The 23,538-nt window shown below is 40.5% G+C and carries 21 protein-coding genes; 17 read left to right on the forward strand and 4 right to left on the reverse strand.

Annotation, left to right across the window (positions count from 1 at the left end; all coding sequences use genetic code 11):
* Nucleotides 1–270 precede the first annotated feature (270 nt).
* Nucleotides 271–1,182 (forward strand): 1-aminocyclopropane-1-carboxylate deaminase/D-cysteine desulfhydrase, encoded by a 912-nt coding sequence (locus tag R3P39_RS12030; protein WP_336567737.1) that lies wholly within the window; start codon nucleotides 271–273, stop codon nucleotides 1,180–1,182.
* Here R3P39_RS12030 and R3P39_RS12035 read toward each other — a convergent pair.
* The 4 genes from R3P39_RS12035 to R3P39_RS12045 form a co-directional block, all read right to left on the reverse strand.
* The gene (locus R3P39_RS12035; RefSeq protein WP_336567738.1) at nucleotides 1,165–2,757 is read right to left on the reverse strand and encodes an EAL domain-containing protein; all 1,593 of its coding nucleotides are present in this window, start codon (nucleotides 2,755–2,757) and stop codon (nucleotides 1,165–1,167) included. The genes R3P39_RS12030 and R3P39_RS12035 overlap by 18 nt on opposite strands.
* A gap of 287 nt (nucleotides 2,758–3,044) precedes the next feature.
* Entirely contained in the window at nucleotides 3,045–3,206 is a 162-nt protein-coding gene (locus tag R3P39_RS18225) for a transposase (RefSeq protein WP_442962054.1), read from the reverse strand.
* Nucleotides 3,207–3,251: 45 nt separating this feature from the next.
* On the reverse strand, nucleotides 3,252–3,422 hold the full coding sequence (locus R3P39_RS12040; RefSeq protein ID WP_336567739.1) for a hypothetical protein: 171 nt from the start codon (nucleotides 3,420–3,422) through the stop codon (nucleotides 3,252–3,254).
* Nucleotides 3,423–4,441: 1,019 nt separating this feature from the next.
* Nucleotides 4,442–5,449, reverse strand: a complete 1,008-nt coding sequence (locus R3P39_RS12045; protein ID WP_336567740.1) for a GlxA family transcriptional regulator — start codon at nucleotides 5,447–5,449, stop codon at nucleotides 4,442–4,444.
* A 244-nt stretch (nucleotides 5,450–5,693) separates the two neighbouring features.
* Here R3P39_RS12045 and R3P39_RS12050 point away from each other — a divergent pair, with 244 nt between their 5' ends.
* The 16 genes from R3P39_RS12050 (at nucleotide 5,694) to R3P39_RS12125 (ending at nucleotide 23,517) form a co-directional block, all read left to right on the forward strand.
* Nucleotides 5,694–6,860, forward strand: a complete 1,167-nt coding sequence (locus R3P39_RS12050) for a cysteine desulfurase family protein (RefSeq protein WP_336567741.1) — start codon at nucleotides 5,694–5,696, stop codon at nucleotides 6,858–6,860.
* Nucleotides 6,861–6,893: 33 nt separating this feature from the next.
* Nucleotides 6,894–7,169: a MoaD/ThiS family protein gene (locus R3P39_RS12055; protein WP_336567743.1), complete on the forward strand. Its 276-nt coding sequence runs from the start codon at nucleotides 6,894–6,896 to the stop codon at nucleotides 7,167–7,169.
* 1 nt (nucleotide 7,170) lies between these two features.
* Nucleotides 7,171–8,328 carry a molybdopterin-synthase adenylyltransferase MoeB gene (moeB, locus tag R3P39_RS12060; RefSeq protein WP_336567744.1) on the forward strand — a complete coding sequence of 386 codons (1,158 nt, stop codon included), beginning with the start codon at nucleotides 7,171–7,173 and terminating at the stop codon, nucleotides 8,326–8,328.
* Between the two features lie 45 nt (nucleotides 8,329–8,373).
* On the forward strand, nucleotides 8,374–8,829 hold the full coding sequence (locus R3P39_RS12065) for a hypothetical protein (RefSeq protein ID WP_336567745.1): 456 nt from the start codon (nucleotides 8,374–8,376) through the stop codon (nucleotides 8,827–8,829).
* Between the two features lie 17 nt (nucleotides 8,830–8,846).
* Nucleotides 8,847–11,573 carry an aminotransferase class III-fold pyridoxal phosphate-dependent enzyme gene (locus tag R3P39_RS12070; RefSeq protein ID WP_336567746.1) on the forward strand — a complete coding sequence of 909 codons (2,727 nt, stop codon included), beginning with the start codon at nucleotides 8,847–8,849 and terminating at the stop codon, nucleotides 11,571–11,573.
* Nucleotides 11,574–11,583: 10 nt separating this feature from the next.
* Nucleotides 11,584–12,372, forward strand: a complete 789-nt coding sequence (locus R3P39_RS12075; protein WP_336567747.1) for a sterol desaturase family protein — start codon at nucleotides 11,584–11,586, stop codon at nucleotides 12,370–12,372.
* 11 nt (nucleotides 12,373–12,383) lie between these two features.
* On the forward strand, nucleotides 12,384–12,752 hold the full coding sequence (locus tag R3P39_RS12080) for a hypothetical protein (RefSeq protein WP_336567748.1): 369 nt from the start codon (nucleotides 12,384–12,386) through the stop codon (nucleotides 12,750–12,752).
* A gap of 1 nt (nucleotide 12,753) precedes the next feature.
* Complete coding sequence (locus R3P39_RS12085) at nucleotides 12,754–14,106, forward strand: APC family permease (protein WP_336567749.1); 1,353 nt, start codon at nucleotides 12,754–12,756, stop codon at nucleotides 14,104–14,106.
* Between the two features lie 26 nt (nucleotides 14,107–14,132).
* The gene (locus tag R3P39_RS12090) at nucleotides 14,133–15,050 is read left to right on the forward strand and encodes a ferritin-like domain-containing protein (RefSeq protein ID WP_336567750.1); all 918 of its coding nucleotides are present in this window, start codon (nucleotides 14,133–14,135) and stop codon (nucleotides 15,048–15,050) included.
* A gap of 9 nt (nucleotides 15,051–15,059) precedes the next feature.
* On the forward strand, nucleotides 15,060–16,067 hold the full coding sequence (locus tag R3P39_RS12095) for a 2Fe-2S iron-sulfur cluster-binding protein (protein WP_336567751.1): 1,008 nt from the start codon (nucleotides 15,060–15,062) through the stop codon (nucleotides 16,065–16,067).
* Nucleotides 16,051–17,097, forward strand: a complete 1,047-nt coding sequence (locus tag R3P39_RS12100; protein ID WP_336567752.1) for an alpha/beta hydrolase — start codon at nucleotides 16,051–16,053, stop codon at nucleotides 17,095–17,097. Before R3P39_RS12095 ends, R3P39_RS12100 begins: the two co-directional genes overlap by 17 nt.
* Nucleotides 17,097–18,266 carry a fatty acid desaturase gene (locus R3P39_RS12105; protein ID WP_336567754.1) on the forward strand — a complete coding sequence of 390 codons (1,170 nt, stop codon included), beginning with the start codon at nucleotides 17,097–17,099 and terminating at the stop codon, nucleotides 18,264–18,266. The genes R3P39_RS12100 and R3P39_RS12105 overlap by 1 nt, the downstream gene beginning before the upstream one ends.
* 71 nt (nucleotides 18,267–18,337) lie before the next feature.
* Nucleotides 18,338–20,656, forward strand: coding sequence for an efflux RND transporter permease subunit (locus R3P39_RS12110; protein ID WP_336567755.1), 2,319 nt, complete (start codon nucleotides 18,338–18,340; stop codon nucleotides 20,654–20,656).
* 18 nt (nucleotides 20,657–20,674) lie between these two features.
* Nucleotides 20,675–21,862: an alkane 1-monooxygenase gene (locus tag R3P39_RS12115; protein ID WP_336567756.1), complete on the forward strand. Its 1,188-nt coding sequence runs from the start codon at nucleotides 20,675–20,677 to the stop codon at nucleotides 21,860–21,862.
* Nucleotides 21,852–22,721, forward strand: coding sequence for a metal-dependent hydrolase (locus R3P39_RS12120; RefSeq protein WP_336567757.1), 870 nt, complete (start codon nucleotides 21,852–21,854; stop codon nucleotides 22,719–22,721). Before R3P39_RS12115 ends, R3P39_RS12120 begins: the two co-directional genes overlap by 11 nt.
* Nucleotide 22,722: 1 nt before the next feature.
* Nucleotides 22,723–23,517, forward strand: coding sequence for an outer membrane lipoprotein-sorting protein (locus tag R3P39_RS12125; protein ID WP_336567758.1), 795 nt, complete (start codon nucleotides 22,723–22,725; stop codon nucleotides 23,515–23,517).
* Nucleotides 23,518–23,538: the final 21 nt, after the last annotated feature.

The following is a 23,538-nucleotide window of genomic DNA, read 5'->3' on the forward strand; positions in this document are numbered from 1 at the left end:
TGTTCCATTCCCAACAGCGGCAGTTGTTTGGTCTTGTTATTTCTTATAGTTAGGGCTCTATGCTATGTACTTACAAAGTAAAACACAAGCTTTGCGCAATTAATATCTGAGTTTACAACTATTAACCAGCCTGTTGCCAGTTTTTGCCAACTATTTTTTATATTTTATTAGGATGTTTGAATTTTAGGGCCATCAGGCCTACGTTTGTCGCTGGCATAGTCGTTTTCCAACTATTACACTATAGTCCTTAAATAGCGAAGAGAAAAACCTTTGATAACCCTAGACAGATTGCCTGAATCCCCGCTACAAACCATTCACCACCCGCTATTAAAGCAGCATAAAATTACCTTAGTAGTAAAGCGGGACGACTTACTGCATCCACTGATCCAAGGCAATAAATGGCGTAAATTAAAGTATAACCTATTGCATATGCAGCAAAGCGGTGTGAGCGAGCTTGTCACCTTTGGCGGTGCTTTTTCAAATCACCTCTATGCTACCGCAATGGCGTGTAAAACATTTGCTATAACAGGTCATGCCATCATCCGTGGGCCGCAGTTAGATGACAATAACCCGACGATTAAAATGGCCAGAGCCTGTGGCTTATCCCTGCACCCGGTTACTCGAATTGAATACCGCCAGCGACACCAGCCAGACTACCTCAACGCTTTACAACATCAATTCCCTAATGCCTTTATTATTCCTGAAGGCGGTAGCAATAGCTTAGCCCTAAATGGCGTGAAAGAGTTAGCAGAGCAGCTTCCGAAAAGTGATTATGTCATGACAGCTGTTGGCAGCGGCGGCACCCTTGCAGGCTTAGCACAAGGGCTAGCGCCAGAAACGCAACTTATTGGCGTGGCTGTTTTAAAAGGAGCAGAATATTTAGCAGCGGAGATCCGCACAATGTTAGATGGCAAGGAGAGCGCTGCATGGCACTTAGAGCATGACTTCCATCATGGTGGCTACGCCAAAGTGACCCCGGAACTGCTGCAATTTTGTCACACCATGAAACAGCACTATCGATTACCACTGGAACCGATATACACCGGGAAATTATTCTATGCCTTGTTCAGCCTAGTGGCGCAAGGCCAATTTCCATCGGGCGCAACCATTACCGCTATTCACACCGGCGGACTGCAAGGGCTTGATGGCTTGCGCTATATGAATTTAATGAATGTCCGCTAATTGCTGCAAGGGCGCAGAAAAATAGTGCCCTTGTGCCCCCTTAACACCCAAGCCTTTCACACAACTGAGTTCACTGTCGGTTTCAACGCCCACAGCATACACCGGCACCCCAAACTCAGCGGCTTGCTGAATAATGTGTTTGACTGTGCGGCGGCGATATCCGGAATGCTCAATGCCGTGGATGAGTTCATAGCTGAGCTTAAAGGCGCTCACGTAATCCTGCAAAGCGCATGGCGTCGATGACAGGGTTTGAGCAATATTATCAAGATAAATATCACATCCCAGCTCACTTAACTGCTGAAATGCAGGCCGCAACTTACTACTGTGGCTGTAAGCCTCATCGATACTCAGTTCAAAAGCAATCGCCGAACCAATGCCCGCTTGCTGTAAGCGCGTGATTAACCAATCGATAAAAGACTGCTCTAACCAGCTACTGATATGCAAATTGACGCTCACTTTACCAAACCCCTGCTCTTGCTGATAAACACTGAGCACTTGATTGATAATGATCTTATCTAACGCTTGGAATTGGCTAGGATCATATAAATATTGCATTACTTGTTTTGCCGATATCCGTCCAAGCTCCTGATGTGACACCCTAAGTAGAGCTTCACTGACCACAATATCGTCGCAACGAAAGTCGAATAGGGGTTGGAAAAACAGCGAAAACTGTCCTCGCTTTATGTGCTCAAGCAATGACTCGCCATCAGCCTGTAATCGTTTTGCCAGTAATGAGGTAAGGTGGATAAGGTGCGTGTGCTGCCACACTTGGTTTTGCGCAATAGAAAGTGCGGACTTTGCACTCTGATACACTTGAGTTTGCTGTCTACCCTGTTGATAGAAACAGGCACCTAGCTTCACTTTACTTCTTGACAGATCCCCACGAAATTCCCGCAAGGCACAATACACCAACTCATGAATTTGCTTACTAAGCACTTCACCTTGCCCTACTTGCAGCGCTTGCACGGTGACTGCCAAGGCGTCAGTGTTTAAATATTTCACGGTAACATTGCCAAAGCGCCCTAAGCCTTTTACTAATGCTAACTGAAAATGAAGTTGTAAATCGACCTGCTGCGATACCGTCGATTGCCAATGCAGCAAGGCAAACAGTGCGTAGTTGTCTTCATTTGCTTTGTTTATTACAGCTTTGACAGGCGCTGTGCTTTGTTTCGCTGCCGTGGTTTTGCGACCATATAAAAACCACCAGCGATGAACAAACAAAATAAGCCCAATAGAGAGTAAATTAAAAAACAGTAATACCTCTGGGTGACTACGCCAAATCGGCTGGTGATACAGGGTAACGGATTGTTCATCCACGCTAAAAACATGAGGTTCTAAGGTATTGCCGGGGCTTAATGTAAAACCATATTGCTGTGCCTGCTTAGTAACATCTTGCACCGCTGCCGTGCTATGAGCACCAGCTATGCTCTTAGCCAGTTCCGCACCTTGTTTATGCATTTGCAAATGCAGCATATGATTAAGCAATAAGTTCAGGCACAAGAGTACCGTGATGGCAAGCATCAAAAGCTTAACCAGATAGCGGCGACTACATCCACTTAAAAGCTGAGTTGGCATAACGTATTTATTGCGTGGTTAGATACATGAAGTGTTGTTCAAAAGGTCCGAAAACTCAAGCCAGCCCTAGGCTTTTATGGCTATTGAACACTAACTAACTGAACCACAATAGTAATTAGTCGATTCTGAAAACGCCGTGTTTAAATCAGCGATCTTGTTTGTAGTGCACAAACAAGATTGCGATAATTTTGGCTTCTTCGTAAAGTTGAGGCTCGTCCAAGTCAGTAATCCAACATATACCAATTAAAACGCCCCTTGGATTCGAACAAAAAAAAGAAAGCAACCATCTACTTTCTTAAATTCCATTTACACGCCGCTATCAGTAAATTGATTTGGCCCCCATCAGTCCCTCTCAATCTGCACTTCGATAATCTAAAGCCTTGCTTGAGGTGGCCAATTATCGGCTCTATGCCTGCTTTTTTTGACTCCGTGCTCTCTTCTTCTGTCACTGGTGTTCACTATCTCGTTTTAGAGGTAGCTTGGGAAGTAAGCCTCTATATCAACACACTGCCGAGCACCTCGACCTCCCTGTCGACCTCGGCTAAATCAATAGCGGTTTCTTGGTGTTGGTGCGCATGAGTTAGCGCGGGTTCCAGTGTTTTAGAGCCATGAACATTTACATCATGGCTCACCACGCCAATGATAACTTTACTTTTTAACGTCAAGACAACCGACGCTTTGCTCCTATATTCATATGGCTTAGGGCCTCTCCCTTTTCCCACACAATAAACATCTGCTTCATAAAGGCTGCAAATCTTATTTTTATAATTGGGTGATTAACCCAGTACACGCCGGTACAAGGCGAAGTGTTCTTCTTGCTCTTTTGACACCTCTGTAGGTAATTTCCGTTGTAATTACGAAATAGAATCCCCGCAATTATACTAAGGCGCTTTAGAGCTCTTCTGGCTTTGCCTCTCTCTTTTGGGTGACGAAAATGAAGACTCTTTAAGCGTAATCCTTTTATTTCTTTTACAAAGGTACGACGTTGTTCAATGCCATGCCGTTTGGCCAGCTTATTCAGTCTGTTGATAATCTTTATTGCAAGTTTTGTGTCTGGCGGGTAGGTGATGCACTTCTCTTGAACAGTGGTATCGACCAGTACGGTTTTTTCTTCTATGGTCTGACCATGTAACTCAACCGATAAAGCAAAAATACGCTCTACGCCTTGTGTGTCAATACGCTTTCAAAAAATACTAAGTTGACCACTGACACACGGTTGGATTATTTAAAAACTGCTTTCACCACAGAAAGCTTGAAAATGAGGGTCATCTGACACTGCTCAATCACCACATCATTACCTAGGTTGTGTAGCTGTTTTAGGATTAAAGGCCCTGACATTAAGCAAATAGGTGTAGCCCCCCTTCCGGTATGTGAATACAACTCAGAGAAAGCAGCTTCTAATACTTGCCAGTTGAATCCATTAGCTAAAGCAAGCAGTTTATGATTGGGGTCCAGTTTTTTGCATTAGATCGAAAAAACAAATTGAGGGTGAGCTGAAGGGGGTATTTTTAAGCATTTTGTTGACTAATTTCGACCAGAAACAGGTTGATACTTTACCACTACTGGTAGAAAGCCGCACTCTTTAATTACATTTATCTCAATATTATCAATCAGCTACCTAATTACAAGTATCGACTATTTATCGCGACTAAGTGGGTGAAGCCTCGCTATATAGAGACATTGATTAAGTTAATGGTTCAGCTTTAAACCTATTGCGATATGCGTTTGGTGACAAGCTAGTGTGCCGAGAGAAACTTTTTCTAAACGCACTGATATCTTCATAACCAACTGAGTTAGATATTTTTTCTATTGAGAGGTTACTTGATTCGATTAGGATTTTTGCCTCTTCAACTCTCAAGCGTTGTCGATATGCAGCAGGTGTTTCTCCCGTTGCTTTTTTAAATCTTCTTATTAAAGTTCTTTCACTTACAGCAAATCTCTTCGATAACTCCTCAATTGAAGAGTTATCTTTTATGTCATTTTGCATCCACTGCTGAACTTTATATATTAAGTCATCTTGGTGCTCTGACACTAAACGCCTATCTATAAATGGCATTTGAGATGAACGATTAGGGTCGATCAACAAGAGTTTTGAGATTTTACTCGCTAGTTTCTCATTTGCTAGTTCGCGAACTAATACAAGTGCCAAGCTGAGGTTTGCCGATGCTGCACCAGCTGTGAAGATGCCATTATCCTTAATCACTATTTTATCCATCGATAAATGTACTTTAGGATAAAGCTGAGTAAACATTGCCGAAAGCCACCAAGCACAAGTCGCTTTATGATGGTCGAGCAACCCTGTTGCTGCTAGTACTAAGACACCCGAACAATACCCAGAAATCGGCCTATTTAACTTTTTATACTCAATAATTGCCTGTGAGATAGGGGCGAATGATAGTAAATACTCATTGAAGCTTTTTCTATCACTTATAACCGTCGAGGCAACGATGACTGCATCCATATCAATGAGGTAATTTGATTGCTTCAGGCTTTTTGTGGCTAACTGAACCCCTGCACTATTGCTGATTGGGTTTCCCGAAGGAGAAACAATGAAACATTCAAAAAGTAACTCATTGGATTCAGGCTTGATTGTTTTCCAGTACATGTTGCAGTAATCGAAAGTTTCGATCAGTGTAATCATTCCACCTACAATCGCTTTGTCAGTAGCCAATATTGCTATTTTGCGTGGCATTTGTCTTTTTTATCCTTTTAATTGTCAATTTAAACTCTGTTTCCCTCTCCACCAAATTGTTAAATTACCATTAACAGTCGGCTTGATAACATTTCTTATGTGAATTTAATGTTCTTTTTGGCTCTTGATTAATAAACCTTTTTTTTACATTATTTTATCTCAAGGTTTCACTCGTGTCCAAAATAAACACAGAAATACGTAACACGCAGGCTATCACTTATTAATTAATAAATGATTTAAAAAGATGGAAAAGAAAATTGCAGGATACTTAGATTATAGTGCTACGACCCCACTTGATAACGAAGTTATTTTAGCGATGCAAGAGTCATTGGGGTCTTATGCGAACCCTTCTAGTAGCTATTCTATAGCTTGGCAAAATAAGAAAACGATTGCACTTGCTCGTAAAGTATTGGCGAATATATTACAGGTCCAAGTAAATAGCATCTTCTTTACATCTGGTGGGACTGAGGCAAATAACACGGCAATAAAGGGCCGAGCAATGATATTCCTAGACTCGCCCGGACATATCGTTTGCTCCAGTATAGAGCATGCATCTGTTTTGGAGGCTGTCACATGGTGTCAAGATGTACTGGGTTTTGAAGTTACTTATGTAGATCCAGACAGAAATGGCGTTGTTCAAGTCGAAACGGTTTTGGACGCTCTGACAGAAAACACCAAAATAGTTACTTTGATGGCGGTTAATAATGAGCTCGGGACAAAGCAGCCTATAGCAGCACTCGGAGAGGCTCTTTTTCGTGATAGGCCAGATATCTTCTTTCATGTCGATGCAGTTCAAGCATTTGGAAAGACTGATTTAAACCTAAGTGAGCTAAATATTGATAGTTTGGCTATTTCAGCACACAAAATATATGGGCCAAAAGGTACTGGAGCCCTTTATTTGAAAAACCCAGATATGACTTACTCTCTTATTCATGGTGGTGGACAAGAGCTGGGTTTTAGAGGGGGGACTGAAAATATTCTGGGCGTGGTTGGTTTTACACGAGCGCTAGAGCTGCTTGAGATAAATAAATACAAGGATGAAGTGAGCGTTGCTGCACAAAAGAAGCTCTTTATCAATTTAATTAAGCGTTACTTTCCCGATGCTACCTTCAATGGCAGTGATGATGAAGTGCTTTGTCAGAATAACATAGTATCAGTAAGTTTCCCCGGTTTTCAAAGTGAAACATTATTGGAAAGACTGGATTTACTCTATGGGATAAGGGTGTCAAGAGGCTCAGCATGTTCAGAAAATAAAGTACAAAAAGTGTCAAATGTGCTAATTGCGATCGGTATGACCCCTAGTGAAGCTGAATCAACAATTAGGGTTAGTTTTGGACGTTATTCTGATGAGCAAGATGTACGTAAGCTTGTCAAAGGATTAATAGAAATTACAAATCACGAGATGGCTTAAGCTGTAAGTCAAAAAGTGTAAAAAGGAAAATTTATGGAAGTAACAATCATTCTTCCTGCACCACTTCGAAAGTATGCAGGCAATCAGAAAAAGGTTTTCACTAATGCTAGCTCTGTAAATGAAGCATTTGATGAACTTAAGGTACAAAGTACGAACTTGATTGAACACATCATTGATTCTGAGCAACAGGTAAGAGAATTCATAAAAGTTTTTGTTAATAAAAAAGATATTACACGACTACAGGGCTTAGAGACACCGTTAAAGCAAGGTGATGTTGTTTCAATAGTGCCAGCATTTGCAGGTGGTTAAAGTGGGATTCTTAGATCAAAAAGTTCAGCAACTAAAGCAGGAAATTATTGAAATATCTGCAAATGAATTAGAAGCATTCGCTCAAGCTAACTCCAGCGTTATTGTTGATGTAAGGGAAAAAGAAGAGCTTGAATCAGGCATGATTGAACATGCTCTACATATCCCAAAAAGTTTGTTGGAGTTAAAAGCCGAAACTGAATTAACTCAATTATCACAAAGCATCATTTTGGTATGTGGCTCAGGTGTTCGTTCATTATTTGCTGCCGATAGTCTTCGCGCTATGGGCTACATGAACATCAGCTCATTAAAAGGAGGTATACAAGCCTGGAAAGATTTGGGTTTACCAGTGTCACGCCCAAAGATGCTTGATCTTGAAAGTCGTCAACGTTATCTGAGACATACGCTTATTCCTGAGATTGGCGAAAATGGTCAGTTAAAACTTTTAGACAGTCGCGTTCTATTAGTCGGTGCTGGCGGGCTGGGTTCACCAGCTGCACTCTATCTTGCTGCTGCGGGAGTTGGCACCTTGGGAATAATCGATAATGATGTTGTGGAAGTGAGTAATCTGCAGCGCCAGGTCATTCATGGAGAGTCTCATTTAGGCAAAAAGAAAGTGCTATCTGCAGCTTCGCGCATTTCAGAACTTAACCCTCAAGTGAATGTCGTTGCCTATGATGCAATGCTAAATGAAGATAATGTTGATGAGCTATTTTCTCAATATGATTTGGTAATAGATGGATGTGACAACTTTAATACGCGTTATTTGATTAATGACGCATGCGTAAAGCATGGCATTGCAAATGTACACGGTGCAGTATTTCGGTTTGATGGTTATCTAACAGTCTTTAGTGGGCACCAGTCTTCTCCTTGTTATCGCTGTATATACCCGAGCCCTCCTCCATCAGAATTAGCGCCTTCTTGTATGGAGGCTGGTGTGATGGGAGTGCTGCCAGGTGTGATCGGTATTTTGCAAGCAGTAGAAGCTATTAAGCTGTTGTTAAATCTCGGTGAGCCATTAACCAATAGGATCCTTCGATATGACGCCTTAGATGCTGAATTTACAGAACTGGAAATTGAACATGATCCAAATTGTCCAGTTTGTAGCATTAATGCTGACGCTATTCAGTATCAAAACTTCGATGCAAGCTGTTCGCTTTAACCCTCTACGTTATTTAAGGAAGAAATATGAATTTTGGAGGCGGTTATGTCTGTAGTTGAGTGTGCTTTTTATCTAGTTCATGTGTTTGCAACTATAAGTTGGCTAGGTGCTATGTATTTCAACCTCGTGCTTATTTTTCCTTCTTATCGCGCTGGGGCAAAGGATATCCAGCAAGAGTGCAGGATGTATCAAGTGCAAGGTACTCGAGCAGCATATTGGTTGTATGCATTTATTATCTTTACGTTTAGCTCGGGAATTTTTCTAGCTGTTGTTCAAGAGCGAAGCATGCTCGATTCATTTTTAGTGATCAAAATCTCTCTACTCACGGTTATGGCCGCGTGCCATTTAATTGGTAGTTATTTCATTTGGCCAAGGATTATGTTTTCCCTTGGTGATGAAGTAAGGCGTTATCTGAACCGGTATCAATTCACAATGTTAGCAAGTGCTGCTTTGGGTAGTTTGGTTGTTGTAATTACATATGTTGAACACCTAGCAAAATAAAATTTAAGAGACTAAACATGTTAATTGATTTGATAAAAGCAGACACACAAAAGGTGTCGAAAGCTGCTGCACCTACTATTTCAGAATTAAGCCAAGTCGATTCTAGAATTAATCCAACTCGTCAATTTATGCTTCGCCATATAGGCTTTGATAAATCGATTACGCATGCTCAAGGCTCAGAGTTGCTTGATGAAAATGAGAATGTTTATTGCGACTTTATTTCTCAATATGGTGCATTACCTTTTGGTCACAACCCCCCCAATATAAAAAGTAAAATCGTAACGTTTTTAGCGAATAACGAAGCAAGTTTTGTGCAGCCTTTGCGTGCACAACATGCTGAGTTACTAGCTCAGCGTTTGATAGAGTTATCACCATTTAAACAGGGTTACTGCACTTTTTGTAATAGCGGGGCTGAGTCAGTTGAGATAGCAATTAAGCTTGCTCGTTCTTATACCGGTCGCCAGGTAATAATATCAAGTAAAACCGGTTTTCACGGGAAGACACTAGGTGCGGGGTCCGCAACGGGTAATCAACAATATAGCGCTCCATTTTTAGCAGATACGAAATTTTTTGAGCATATGAATCTAAATGAGCTTAAGGAGCTAGAAGCAAGACTTTCTAAGAAAGATGTGGCCGCATTAATTATTGAGCTGGTTCAAGGTGAAGGTGGTATGCGTCTTCTAGAGCCATCTCTAGTCGAACAGCTGTCCAAGCTTAGCAAGAAATATGGCACTTTATTGGTGGTTGATGAAGTCCAAACAGGTATTGGGCGCTTGGGCTATACATTTGGTCTTGAAAAATACCCTCATGTTGAAGCAGATATTATCTGCCTTGCAAAAGCCTTAGGTGGTGGAGTCGTGCCGCTAGGAGCAATGATTTGTCGGGACAAACTGTGGACTGAAGAACTTGGTTTATTTCATAGCTCAACTTTTGCGAATAATAACTTTACCTGTGTGGTTGGAAATGCTGTTTTAGATGAGTTAACTGCAAGCGATGGAGAGATTTTACAGCATGTTCGTGACGTTGCTAAGTATCTAAAAGTAAGTTTAGAGAAGGTTGTTTCTGACTTCCCCTTTGCTTTTAAGTCGCTCCAAGGTGATGGACTTATGCTAGGGGTTGAATTAATGCCTTGGCCGCAAAGTCATAGTTACTTTCTAGCTCATGCAAGCTTTCATGGTTTAGCAGCGCCATTAGTGTGTGGTTACTTGTTAAATTGCCATCAAATTCTTACTGCACCAGTATTTAATCATAACAGTGTGGTCCGCATAGAGCCAAACCTCATTGTTACGAAGCCTCAAATAGATCGTTTAGTAGATGCGCTTAATGATGTGGGCGAGTTGATAACTAAAAGAAAATTTAGCTCTTTATTTGCCTACATGATAGGGAAGCCTTCGCGTGAGGTTGAGTATACAGAACAAAATTTAGCACTTGATCCAGTCATGCCTCTTCCAAAACCCTCTGGTAAGAAATTAGGCAGCTTTGCCTTTTTGATTCATCCGACGATGGATGAAGATTTAATGCGAATTATGCCTGAAGCGATTAATAACCTTGATCCAGAACACAAAGATCTTTGGTACAGCTGGATGGACTCATGGTTCTCAAAGCGGTATGAGCCAGCTCCGGTGCTTTATGCGCCAGCAGTGACAAATAGCGACGGTGACTATGTTGAAGGATGGTTAATTTCTTGCCCACTTACACCTGAAAAAATGATGCGTTTAAAAAAGGAGAAGCGTGAGTTTTTGATGCAACAGTATTTTGATATTGCACATGCTTTAGATGTTGATCGTGTTGGCTTAGGCGCTTTTACATCAATTGTAACTCGAGGTGGAACTAGGTTACCAGAGCGAACAGTCCCAGTAACAAGTGGCAATAGCTTTACTGGAATGATGAGTGCAAGGGGAGTTATTGAGGCTGTGAACGCTCGTTTCTTGACATGTAATGGTATAAGGCTTGCCGTGATTGGTGCTTCAGGTGCAGTTGGTCGTATTGCTGCGATTGAAGCATCAAGAGAGTTTAGAGAAATAACTTTATTTGGAAATCCAAGCAATCCGCATGCAATTCAAGGCTTAGGTGAAATACGAGCCGAAATAGTATGGCGTGCATTTGAAGATGAAGCTGAATTTAAGCCAAATGCGATTGCCAGAGAGTTAATGCGTAAAGCAGAGAAAATAATTGATTTTAGATCACCTTCATTTAGAGAGTTACTTAATAGCTCTGGGGAAGAGGCCTTTAGGGCCATGACTTTATTCATAAAGCAACGAGCTCCAGGCCTCATTGAATCCTGCATTCGTATTTCAGTGTCAATTGATGAGGAACTTCCTAACTGTAACGCAATTATTTCAGCAACTTCGAATGGTAAGGGATTTATTCCTAGCAATTTATTAGCTCAAGAAAGTGTTGTTTGTGATGCTGCGCGTCCACCTGACTTTTCAGGTTATATATCTCAAGAGCGTCCAGATATCGTCGCTTTTGAAGGGGGGGTAGTGAAGCTGCCTGAGCCAATCGCCTTTGGCAAATCTAATATTTTAGGTTTCGAGCCTGACGTTAATTTAGCCTGCCTTTCAGAAACGATAATTCTTGCTATGGCTGGTTTAGAAGGAGATTACAGCTTAGGTAAAGAGTTGGATATTACTCAAGCTCGGGAAATATACGAATTTGGTTTGTCTTTTGGTTTTAAGTTGCCCACAACGATAGTTGAGTCAATTAAGCCTGCCGCGCAATTACACACTCAGTTTGCAGTTTGAGGAAGACACAATGGCAAGTGAAGAGTTTATTAATAACTATGTTAAACAGCGAAGCTTGAGTTGGGTGTTTAAAAGGTTTGTTGCAGAGCGCTCAATCCAACTTTATTTTGCGCTGGCTATTGTCTGCAGCACTTTGTTGTTTAGCAATTTCTATGCCTCAGGTTTTAACTTAGAAGTGATGCTAGGTGAACTGGGTATATGGAAATTGTTAGGCGCAATGGCTTTTGGTTGGGGCTTGTATCTGATCCAAGAATATATTGCCCACGTTTGGGTTTTTCACATGCCGGCACCAGCAAACCCTAAATGGTACAAGTACTTATATCGTTTGCATATGGGGCATCATGATATGCCAAAGAGGTTAGATATTTTGATAACGCCATTTTGGTTCACTTTGCCAGTGTTGATGCTAAATATGTTTGGTTTTTACGCTGTAACGTCGAGTATCGATATTACGCTTGCAGCTACATTAGGTCTAGTACTGGGGTATATAGAATTTGAGTGGTTTCACTTACTGGTACATTCCCCGTACTCATGCAAAACCAGATGGCTTAAGTTTATTCAAAAGCGCCACATGGCTCACCACTACATTACGGAAAAGCGTTGGTTTACCGTTACTCCACTTGGTTCTTTATTAGATGACTTGTTTTTAACGGGAGGCCGAGTTGAAACAGCAACACCATCCAATAATCCCAAGAATGGCGAGTTATCCAAAGACGACCCTCGTTTAATCTATGCCAGAAAATATTACAACTTATCCAGTTCTACGCCCGATTCGGACGCAAATTTAACAGTGAAATGATGGAGTCAAATATGGAAATGGGTTTAAAGGCAACACTTAATAACTTTGCAAGTAATGTTAACCAAAATGCACAGGTTCAGAGGTTAACCAAGAATTGGACAGTTGATATTAACCTGCAATGTAGTGATCAAGATAAGCAGTTTTTGATAGTAGTTAATCAGGGGCAGGTCGTTGAAATTAAAGAGCTAAACGATTGCACTGCGCAAGAAAGGAAAGAGACGGTTTTATTGCGCACCCATACGGATTGTTTTATGGATATATTTGAAGGCCGTTGTAATCCTGCAATAGCAAGTCTTGAAGGCGACTTGCAAGTGTTTGGTGATGAGCAACACAGCATAAAACTAGACGCTATAGCTCTTATATTATGGGGTTTTCATTAATATGAAACTCACGGTTGATTTTGCGTCTGTATCACGGGGATTTGGCTATATTTCAACGGCGAGTGGGATCGCCATTGCAATAAGTTGTAATTACGTACTACTTATTATTCTTGGTATGGATACGCAAAACTCTTTACGCGTGGAAGGTCAATTTATAGCTATCTTTGAAATTGCGCTAGCTGCCATTCTTATGCTCACTATTATGGGCCCTATCCTTGAGCTAGCTTCTCTTTATCCTGGCTCTCCAAGTTTAAGAACCTATACAAAAAAACACTTAGGTTCACAACTATCTCTGCTCTTAACTGTAGGTTACTTAGTTGTGCTTATCACAATTGCTGGGATAGAGAGCTTTTTGTTGTATGCAATTTTAACAAGTTATTTTAGTGAGGCGCTGTCATGGGGAGTTGTTTTCAGCGTACTTGGATTTGTCATTGTAATTAATTACCGAGGTTTGAGGGTTTCCGAAAACCTTCAACGTATTTCAACTACTCTGCTTTGGTTCGGTAGTTTGCTTTTATGTTGGTTTGCATATAACCAATCAGAGGTTGAGCCTTTCGCTCATAGCATGAACACTTTTAATGAGATTAAAAATATCGTACCCAGTGCGATCGTTTTCGGTATTTTTCTTTTTATTGGTGTTGAGCTAGCAGCAAGTTCAGTTCGAAAGCCTGAAGATTTTTTTAGTCTCTTGCCAAAAAGTATGTATATCGCAATCCTTTCAATCTCGTTGCTTTATATGAGTATGGCCTTTGTGTTTTTAGAGTTGAAGCCTCACTCAGTGCCTGCTGAAAACCCTTTGCTGTATTTTGCTCAGTTGCTTTTCTCTCATGAAGGTCGATTGGTTGCTCTTTTCTTAACTATTCAAGCACTCGTTACCTCTTTTAATAGTGGTTTGTCTGGGGCTTCTAGAATGATTTACATGTTAGCAAGAGAAGGAGTATTAACAAATAGGCTCCTAAAACTTGGCCGAGATGGCATCACCCCTGTAAATGCAGTTCTATTGATGAGTTCGTTGTCTATTCTGCTGAGCTTCGTGACGATTGGGTTTGGCTTAAGTACTGAGTTTTCTCAATTGTCAGCTTCGCTCATCTGTTTAATTTATTCAGGTTTGTTGATTGCTTCATGTTTGACCGCTTCACGCCAACAACAGGTTGGGCATTTTTATAAGAGTCAGGTGCCGAGAGGGATGCGCTTGGGTCTGGCTATCTTATTTGCAATTTTGAGTTGCATTAATCTAAGTGAGCTACTTTCAAGTCTAGGTGGCGCTGTAATTTGCTTAATTGTTTGTGTAACTCTTTTCTTAATTTGGTTTCAAAGCAAGCCAAATACACATGTCATTAAACAAGCTCGGTAGAGTGAAATTTGTTATTAGGAACAAAAATGGATGTAAAAAATAAACTCTTCGACAGGGATAGTAAGAAGTTTACTGATGTCGGTTGGGATACTGACAAATTTGATGTGCAATCTTGGTTAGAGCGCGCCCCCTGGCACATTTTGCAGGATACAGAATATGGTGTGAAATTTGATGCGCCAGATCCTCACCCTGCATTATGGTCGGATAAGTTATTGTCAGAAATTTATAAGATTGACTTGGCTACATTTTTGACCGCAGAAAAAATCTCTATGACTGGTATTTCGAAGTTAGTGTCGTGTGCACCAGATGAGGCAAGCTCAGTTTTTATGGCAACGCAAGCTGCTGATGAAGCTCGGCACTTTGAAATTTTTAGTCGCAGGCTAGCAGATTTTGGTGTTTCCCCTGAAGAACGAAATAGCATGATGGACAGAGTTACCACACCGGAAATGCGTAAATTTTACGATTTAATCGCGGAGCAGGTGGATCGAGGTGATTTTTCAGCAGCCATGCTTTCGCACAACATTATTTTGGAAGGGATGGCCTACCCTGTTTATAGGTACGAAGCTGCTTACTGGTCTGTTTTTGACCCACAACTTTCAGCCATGATCCGAGGCGCTTTCGCGGACGAGGTACACCATGTCGCTTATGGAGAAGCGATTATGCGCAATTACACTGCTAAAGGCGATAAAACACGGAATAAAATGGCTCGTTTAGCTAAAGAGTTCCGCATGTTAATGACGGAAGTTTTTGAATCTACAATCAATCACTATATTGGCTTGTACCAAATGGCTGCAGATAACTACATGGATGAAATTGGTGATATTCATATCTTTCCAACAAGGAAAATGCGTGACGTGACTGAAAAAGAGCAGGTCGAAATGCTTATGCATGATGTCAACAATGAATGTGATAAACGCTTAGCGAGAATTGGGCTCTCACTTTAAGGGAATACTATGTTCTGGAAACTCTTCAAGAAGAAAACAGTCAGTGAGCATCAAGTTAGTTTCTTTCATTCTGAACAAGAGTATTTATTCACTGTTCGAGAGGATCAGACTATTCTCGATGCTGCGTTAATGCAGGATGTGCCTATACCTTATAGTTGCCAGGTTGGTTCATGTGGAGAATGTCGTTGTACGATTCAAAAGGGTGAGGCTTCTTTCATTAAAGATCTAGCATATATGTTTGATGAGGAAGAACTTGAAAAGGGTTATACACTTGCTTGTCAAACTTACCCAAGAGAAGATTTAGCGCTAAGTTCTGTATTTGAAGAGCCAGGATGTAGTGCTTTTGTCAGCACAATAACATCAATAGCTCCACACATTCTTGATGTTCGGATACTTGTACCAAATGACTTTGATTTACGAATTGGTCAGTACCTTGGTGTGACCAATCCAAACGGAATATCAAGATATTACTCTATTGTATCTAAGGTAGTTACCGGCACTGAAATGGAGTTAGAAATTCATGTTGCGCTTAAGGAAGGCGGGGTGATGTCTTCATGGTGGGCAAGTGTGATGACAGAAGAGAAGCCTCTGCCAATTAAGGTCGGTGAAGCGAAAGGGAATTTTTCAGTACGTAGTAATGGCGACATTATTGCAATTGCTGGAGGATCTGGTTTAGGTGTCACTGCTGCACTTATTTCTCAACATCTTAGCGATTTTCCGTCTGCTAGGAGCCACTTGGTTGGGGTTGTCAAGAGTAATGACCAAGCCTATTTTGAGAGTGTCATAGCAAAGCTAAACAACCACTTTGGTGATCGAGTCACGCTGAAGTCAATGAACCACAAGGAGTTTCTGTCATCTCAAACGCTGACAGAATTAGCAATAAAAGAATCTCCAGACAACTCAGAGAAGCTTAGCGGCTTAATTTGTGGCTCAAAAGTTTTAGTGTCGCATTGCAAAGCACTTTATGAACAGATAGGTATTGCGAAAGAAAAGGTGAGCTATGACGAATTCATCTAGCATAAATTTTCCGCCTGTTTCAAAACGATTAGAAAGCTTCCCCAGTGAATTGGATTTAGCGCTTGAACCAAAAATGCGGATACCAACAACCTTAAAGTATGTTCGTTTATTATTGAAGGTGAGCCAATTATTACCCGGATTAACTCATCGTTTTTGCTACAAGCTATTCTTTAGAATTAATAGTAAAGCGAGGACTGATAAACCTTCAGGGCTAGCAAGCTTATTCCCTGATGAGTATTGGATTACTTTAATTACCCACGATGGCTCGGCAAACAAACAGATTTGTTGTTATGAGATAGGCGATCCAAGCGCACCGACTGTGGTATTAATTCATGGCTGGGAATCTAGAGTAGATCAAATGTTCAGCATCGCAGAGGCTCTGTTAGAAAAGGGGTTTCGAGTTTTATGTTTTGACTTACCAGCTCATGGTCGTTCTCAAGGTAAGCACACCGATTTATTAGAGATAAATGCGATCGTGTGTGCGATGTTGCAAGGAGCGTCTTCTGCAAATGCAAATAACAATGTACAGGCAAAGACAGTTAAATGTGAGGCTGTTGTTGCACACTCTTTTGGTGGGGTGTGTGCTGCTAAATTATTGGCCAGTGGACTTAGTTGTAAGAGTCTCGTCTTAATAAGTACACCTTCTTCTTTCGTGGGAGTTTTTAATAAGTTTTCATATTTACTGGGGCTCAATTCAAACACTCAAAGTAAACTTAAGAAACGCATTTCAGATCGTTTCAAAATGATTACTTCTAATGTTTGGGACCATTTCAGTACCAGCGATAACCTTGCTTCACTTAATCAAAATGTTCTTATAACGCACGATATCAAAGACAAGGTAGTACCTATCCAAGAGGGTAAGCTGTTATTTGATACATCGCAAAGAAGAGAGTCACATTCAAAGCAGCAAGTTCTTGTCACAAATGGGCTTGGTCACAACCGAATTTTGGCTGATGAAACGGTTGCTGCTGAGATCGCTTCATTTATAAATGAGCAATTCGGCTCTGCTCAGTCAGTTCGGGAGTCATAATGTCTTACTTGCTCTATGGCTTATTTAGTCTGTTATTCTTTCCCCTTCTTTACTTGGCTTTGCTATTTGGAGGCATGTGGGGGTGGGCTTATGTTTTAGGCTTCATTGCCATTTATCTGGTTGGTGATAATGTACTTCCAAAATCAGATGGTAAAGTGTCTGGGCGTATCGGCAGTCTTTTTGATACGCTTTTAGTCGCACATATCCCACTTTCATTTATCGCATTATTGCTGCTGTTTTGGCAAATAGAACCGAGAAATGAAATGCTATTGGTATGTGTGCAATTCTTTTCAAATAGCTTAAATTTACCGTTACAGGCTAGCCAACAAAACAGCTTATTTGAGCTGATAGGTTTGGTCATGGCTTGTGGTTTCATGTTTGGTCACAACACCGCTGTCGCACATGAGATCATGCACCGCCAGACGCGAGGGTTGTTTGAAGCGTCACGATTACTCTTTTCCATGTGTGGAGACGCACAGGTTGTGATCTCCCATATTCATAGTCATCATGCAAATGTAGCAACAGAGCTCGATCCTACCTCTGCACGTCGTGGAGATTCAATCTATAAGCATTTCATAAGAGCATTATTTGGCCAGTACCGTGACTCTTGGAAGTTCGAAGTTGCGCGACTAAAGCGCCATTCAATATTCGGTAAATTAATTAAGAATCAAGTCATTAACGGCTTGTTGATGACCATATTCTGGTTGGCTCTTACAGCATTATTTGTGAGCCCACTGGCAATGTTAGCTTGGCTCGTGATTATGTTTATAGCGAAATGGTTATTAGAGTCGATTAATTATGTACAGCATTATGGCTTGATCCGCATACCAGGCTCAAAAATTGAACCTCGACATAGCTGGGAAACTCGTTCTCTGGGCTCAAGAATTGGTCTATACAATGCAACTTGTCATGGTGGACATCATGTAAATGGCACGATCCCATTTTGGCAGTTATATAACGATAACAAGACACTTTGCCTAAAGCACGGCTATATGTTCGCTATTGCCTTGTCTCTCTTCCCTCCTCTTTGGTTCCGTTATATAGCACCAATGCTCAAGCAATGGGATCAAAGTTTAGCAAGCAAAGAAGAGTTGGATGCATTATGTATTCAAGGCCATTTGAAGAGCACGCCTGTTGAGAATGAGCAGAACTTAAATTTTGGAAATTAGGATATTACCAAGGCAGTCAATCTGCTAATTGGATATTTAGAGGATACAAATAAATGATAAGTACTAATTCAATGGCTGAATTTGTCATCAAGCGTGCTTGGTGGATTCTGCTTTTTTCATTAATGCTGTTTCTAGGCTTGGCAAAAGGTCTCAACCAGCTCACATTTAGTAATGACTACAGAGACTACTTTAGTGCTGAAAACCCTCAGTTATTAGAGTGGGAAAGGTTGCAGCAAGTATTTACTAAAACAGATAATGTATTAATTTCAGTGAGCGCTAAAAGCGGTGACTTATTTTCAAATGAGCATCTAGCGGTTGTTAAAGCCATCACAGAAGAAGGTTGGCAAATTCCATACGCAACACGTGTTGATAGCATCACCAATTATCAGTATGTAAGGCCTCAGGGTATCGATGATATTTTAGTATCTGATTTGGTTGAGGAGCCCTCGGCTCTCAATCGTGCTGAGTTAGATAAAGTTAAGGATATTGCCACTTCAGATCCTTTATTAGTAAATCGTCTAATTAATCAAAGTGGCACTACAACAGCAATTAATATTGAAGTGAGACTTTCAGAAAAGCCAAGGGAAGAAATCACAGAGATCTCGGATGCTGCATACCAATTAAAACAGGCTTATGGTGAAAAGTATCCTGAATTACTATTTCATATCACAGGAAGTGTGCCATATAACTTCGCAATGACGAATGCGACTAAAAAAGACATGGCTTCTTTGATGCCTGCAATGTATCTATTAATTCTGGTGCTCTTTGTAATTTTTACTCGTAGTATTTTAGCGGCCATTGCTGTTTTCATACTGATGGTTTTTTCGATGATTTCAACAATGGGAGCTTCGGCTTGGATGGGGATTGTGTTAATGGCCCCTTCAATGAGTGCTCCAACCATAGTAATGACGATGGCAGTTGCGAATGCTGTACATATGGTAATTACATTTTACAGCTACTATCAAGGAGATACCCTTAGGTCTGATGCTATTCGGCAAACATTGAAAGCTAACTTTTCACCTGTCTTAATTACAAACCTAACCACAGCAATTGGCTTTTTAACAATGAACATGAGTGATGTTCCCCCTTACCGCGATTTAGGTAATATGGTCGCTGGTGGTTTAATATTGGTGGTATTTTTCTCTCTTTTCTTATTTCCTGCATTACTGAAAATTCTTCCGCTCAAGGCTAAAAAGGTGAAATTAAGTTCAGGAGGGGTGTATACAAAATTAGCATCATTTGTAATATCAAATAATAAACTTATTTGCACATTATTCATTTCAGTAGCAATCCTCAGCAGCTTTGGCATTACCAAACTACAGTTAAACGACCGTTTTATTGAATGGATGGATGATCGTTACGAGTTCAGGAACGACAGTGATTTTGTAAATGAACACCTTACAGGCTTATACCGATTAGATTGGGGGTTAGATGCGCAGCAGCAAGGAGCAGTAGCATCGCCAGAGTATTTATCTCAACTAGATGCATTAACTACTTGGGCGAGAAGTCAACCGGGCGTAGTACACGTTCATAGTATGTCTGACATTTTCAAAGAGCTGAATCAGAAATTCCATGCGGGAGATCCCAATTATTATAAAGTGCCTGAAAGCCAAGAGCTAGCAGCACAGCTATTGCTTATCTATGAACTCTCATTACCAATGGGGCTTGACCTCAACAATATGGTCAACGTATCAAAATCATCGACACACTTTGTTATTCGAACAGCAAACTTATCTACAATTGAGCTTTTAAATTTAGAAAAAGCAACGAATGAATGGATTGCATCTAGTCAGGGGCCCATTAAACCTTCAGAAGCAGCAAGTACTACAATTCTTTTCGCAAATATTTCAGAGAGAAACATTCGTTCGTTACTTACCGGAACAGTTTTTGCGCTTATTTTAATTTCACTGCTATTAATCGTACCAATGCGTAGCTTGAAATTTGGTTTATTAAGTTTAGTACCTAACTTGCTGCCGGCAGCTATTGGGTTTGGTGTTTGGGGGCTGTTGGTTGGTCATGTGGGGTTGGCGATTTCTGTCGTAGTAGGAATGACAATGGGGGTCGTCGTGGATGATACGGTTCACTTTATGACTAAGTATTTGCGAAATCGTAGAAATGAAAAGATGTCTCCAAACCAAGCGCTTGTAGCAACGTTTGAGCAAGTTGGCCCCGCTTTATTCGGGACTACCTTAATGCTATCAGCTGGGTTCGTGTTACTAGCACAGTCAGGCTTTGAGGTTAACCAACAGATGGGCGCGCTTACCAGTATCGTGATTGTGGTCGCTTTCATTGCGGACTTTTTGCTGCTACCTAGCTTGATTTTACTTTTGGATAGAAATAAAGCATTGGCAAGCCATGAAGAACAGGCTGCAGCAGATATGCCTGCATAATTTTACAAGGAATAGAATATGATTAAATATATAAGATTCATGGCCATGGCATTTGTATTTAGTCCAGCTATGATTCTACTGTTGATACATGGCTCTAGTCTCGCAATTTTTTTGCCGATGAGTGTGATCGTATTACAAGTCGTACTGGATAACCTTTTACCTAAATATACGGCTAAACCAGCTTATCAACACAAGTGGTTCTTAGATTTTTTATTGTTCGTGCAAGTGCCTCTGACTATGGTTGGTTTGTTTGTACTCATGTGGCAAATAGCACCTGGCGATTTGTTTGGTTTTGGGGCTTGGATAGAGCAGAATACTAGTCTAAAAGTCCTAGAGTCACACGCTGCATTTACTTTAAAAGATGGCCTTTTATCTGCGATGGCATGCGGCTTTTATTTCAGCGTTAATACCTTAATCGGTCACGAATTAACACATAGACTAGAAAAACCAACCTCAATGTTTTTCGGAAAGTTAGCGCTTGCCTTAGTGGGTGATAGTCAATTCTCAATTTCTCATGTCTATGCTCATCATAAAAATGTAGCAACACCTTTAGATGCAGCAACCGCTCGTAGAGGGGAAAACCTTTATGCATTCTTTATTCGCTCATCGTTAGGTCAATATAAAGAGTCATGGGAGTTTGAAACAAATCGTTTACGCAGATTGAAGAAGAATCCATATGGATTGAGTAATCAAGTTATTTCTGGGCTATTACTTACTTCAATATTTGCACTATGTTGCTATTTTTTGAGCGGCTTTAATGGTCTGATTTGTTATTTAATCTTTATTTTTGTTGCTAAGTTCCTGTTTGAGTCCGTTAATTATATTGAGCATTATGGGTTGGTTAGGGTACCAGGAGAAAAAGTTGAACCGAGGCATAGCTGGGATTGCAGAAATGTTATGTCCACCTTCAACTACCTAAATTTAACACGTCACTCTGACCACCATGCGAATGCAAGGAAACCATACTGGGATTTGGAAATTCAGCCTACAGCAGCTGACCTTCCGCTCGGTTATATGGCCTCAATACTGTTATCAACTATCCCTCCTATTTGGCACCGAGTATCAGTACCTATGTTATTAGATTGGGATCAGCGCTTTGCGACCAAAGCTGAGAAAAAGTTGGCACTAGAAGCGAATGCTAAAAGTGGTTTGCCTGAATTAATTAATTCACACTCTTTATATTTGGAGCCAGGTAATGAGTCATAGTTCTACTCCAAAGGGGGTTGACTTTAGCCCCGTAAAAATCAATTTCACTTATAAAGGTGAAGATTTATCGACATGGAATGACAATAATGAAGGTAAAAGTCACTTTTGGAATGTTATATCCTGTGTTCTACCGCCTGTAGAAACTTATGTTATCAAGGCTGTGAGTGACGTTTTACATACTATTGAGGATGAAAAGCTACTTTATGAAGCACGTATGTTTTGTCGCCAAGAAAGTGCACATGCTCATACTCATGATGAACTGAATCGCATGCTACTTGCCAAATATCCCAGCTTAGAAAAGTTTGAAAAAGTAGATTATTTTTTGCTTAAGTTCCTCAGTAAGTGCCTCAGTAAAAAAGTTTTTATTGGCATTTTTGTTTTTGTAGAGCATTTAACAGCAGTCCTCGGTCATCGTGGTCTTGAGCGTCCTGAGCGGTGGTTTGATAAAGCAGACCCAGCTTTATTTGATATGTGGCAATGGCATGCCCTTGAAGAAGTTGCACATAAATCGGTGTGTTTTGATGTGCATAAGGCATTAAACGGAGGCTATTTTTCTCGCTTTATAGGGTTCGTAATTGGCTTCTTCTTACTCTTGTTACCTGGTATTTTTGCAAGGTGTATTTATTTGGGGTTTCGCTCCCCAAATAAACGACGTTTCTTCGGTCAGCTATTAAGCCATTTAGTTGGAAAAGACGGCGTATTTCGTGTGATTTTAAAAGATTTCTTCGAATATTTTAAATTCACTTATCAGCCTTGGGATTTAGATAGTAGAAAAATATTAAATGACTACCATGCTGAATCTCAAGATGATGGTCAAGAAGGTTTGCAAACACAATTTATAATTAAAGGAATTAAATAGAATGAAAATAAAAAAATTATTTTACGCTGTTATGGTTTCATCCCAGCTTCTTAGCTTCTCAGTTTCAGCTAATAATATAGATGGATTATCAGGTTTAGATATCGCCAAAGAGCGTAAGTTGCGTGATACGGGTTGGGGTGATTATAGCGCTAAAAGCACAATGATCTTACGAAATGCGCATGGTGAAGAAAGTATACGAAAGTTATCTGCTAAAGTACTTGAAGTGCATGGTGATGGGGATAAGTCTATTAATGTTTTTTCATTCCCAAAGGATATTAAAGGGACCGCATTATTGAGCATTAGCCACATTGCAACTGATGATGACCAATGGTTATATCTTCCAGCATTAAAGCGGACTAAAAGAATTTCGTCGTCCAATAAGTCAGGTCCATTTATGGGGAGTGAGTTCTCCTATGAAGATCTTAGTTCATTTGAGGTTGAAAAAAGTGACTATAAACTACTTCGCCAAGAAGCATGCGGAGAGTTAACCTGTTATGTTGTTGAGTCTTATCCAAAAGACAAATACTCAGGGTACCAAAAACGCATTAGCTGGATTGATTCAGAGCATTACAGAGTACATAAGACAAATTTCTTCGATAAGCGAGGTTCATTGTTAAAAACTTTGGAATTAACTGATTATAAAAACTATTTAGAAGCTTATTGGCGCCCTCATACTATGAAGATGGTTAATCATCAAACTGGAAAAAGTACAGATCTTTTACTTGAAAAAGTTACTTACCGAAATGGTTTTAGTGATAGTCACTTTAGCCAAGCGCAATTAAAGCGTGTTTTCTAAATAGCTGTTTGACTTTTCCTT

Source organism: Pseudoalteromonas sp. UG3-2, assembly GCF_037120705.1.
In the GTDB taxonomy this organism is placed as follows: domain Bacteria; phylum Pseudomonadota; class Gammaproteobacteria; order Enterobacterales; family Alteromonadaceae; genus Pseudoalteromonas.

What these genes read in the sequence shown, in the direction of transcription:
- R3P39_RS12035 (WP_336567738.1), bottom strand. Translation starts at nt 2,757, where the DNA reads ATGCCAACTCAGCTTTTAAGTGGATGTAGTCGCCGCTATCTGGTTAAG.
- R3P39_RS12045 (WP_336567740.1), bottom strand. Translation starts at nt 5,449, where the DNA reads ATGCCACGCAAAATAGCAATATTGGCTACTGACAAAGCGATTGTAGGT.
- R3P39_RS12050 (WP_336567741.1), top strand. Translation starts at nt 5,694, where the DNA reads ATGGAAAAGAAAATTGCAGGATACTTAGATTATAGTGCTACGACCCCA.
- R3P39_RS12055 (WP_336567743.1), top strand. Translation starts at nt 6,894, where the DNA reads ATGGAAGTAACAATCATTCTTCCTGCACCACTTCGAAAGTATGCAGGC.
- R3P39_RS12065 (WP_336567745.1), top strand. Translation starts at nt 8,374, where the DNA reads ATGTCTGTAGTTGAGTGTGCTTTTTATCTAGTTCATGTGTTTGCAACT.
- R3P39_RS12070 (WP_336567746.1), top strand. Translation starts at nt 8,847, where the DNA reads ATGTTAATTGATTTGATAAAAGCAGACACACAAAAGGTGTCGAAAGCT.
- R3P39_RS12075 (WP_336567747.1), top strand. Translation starts at nt 11,584, where the DNA reads ATGGCAAGTGAAGAGTTTATTAATAACTATGTTAAACAGCGAAGCTTG.
- R3P39_RS12080 (WP_336567748.1), top strand. Translation starts at nt 12,384, where the DNA reads ATGGAAATGGGTTTAAAGGCAACACTTAATAACTTTGCAAGTAATGTT.
- R3P39_RS12085 (WP_336567749.1), top strand. Translation starts at nt 12,754, where the DNA reads ATGAAACTCACGGTTGATTTTGCGTCTGTATCACGGGGATTTGGCTAT.
- R3P39_RS12090 (WP_336567750.1), top strand. Translation starts at nt 14,133, where the DNA reads ATGGATGTAAAAAATAAACTCTTCGACAGGGATAGTAAGAAGTTTACT.
- R3P39_RS12095 (WP_336567751.1), top strand. Translation starts at nt 15,060, where the DNA reads ATGTTCTGGAAACTCTTCAAGAAGAAAACAGTCAGTGAGCATCAAGTT.
- R3P39_RS12100 (WP_336567752.1), top strand. Translation starts at nt 16,051, where the DNA reads ATGACGAATTCATCTAGCATAAATTTTCCGCCTGTTTCAAAACGATTA.
- R3P39_RS12105 (WP_336567754.1), top strand. Translation starts at nt 17,097, where the DNA reads ATGTCTTACTTGCTCTATGGCTTATTTAGTCTGTTATTCTTTCCCCTT.
- R3P39_RS12110 (WP_336567755.1), top strand. Translation starts at nt 18,338, where the DNA reads ATGGCTGAATTTGTCATCAAGCGTGCTTGGTGGATTCTGCTTTTTTCA.
- R3P39_RS12115 (WP_336567756.1), top strand. Translation starts at nt 20,675, where the DNA reads ATGATTAAATATATAAGATTCATGGCCATGGCATTTGTATTTAGTCCA.
- R3P39_RS12120 (WP_336567757.1), top strand. Translation starts at nt 21,852, where the DNA reads ATGAGTCATAGTTCTACTCCAAAGGGGGTTGACTTTAGCCCCGTAAAA.
- R3P39_RS12125 (WP_336567758.1), top strand. Translation starts at nt 22,723, where the DNA reads ATGAAAATAAAAAAATTATTTTACGCTGTTATGGTTTCATCCCAGCTT.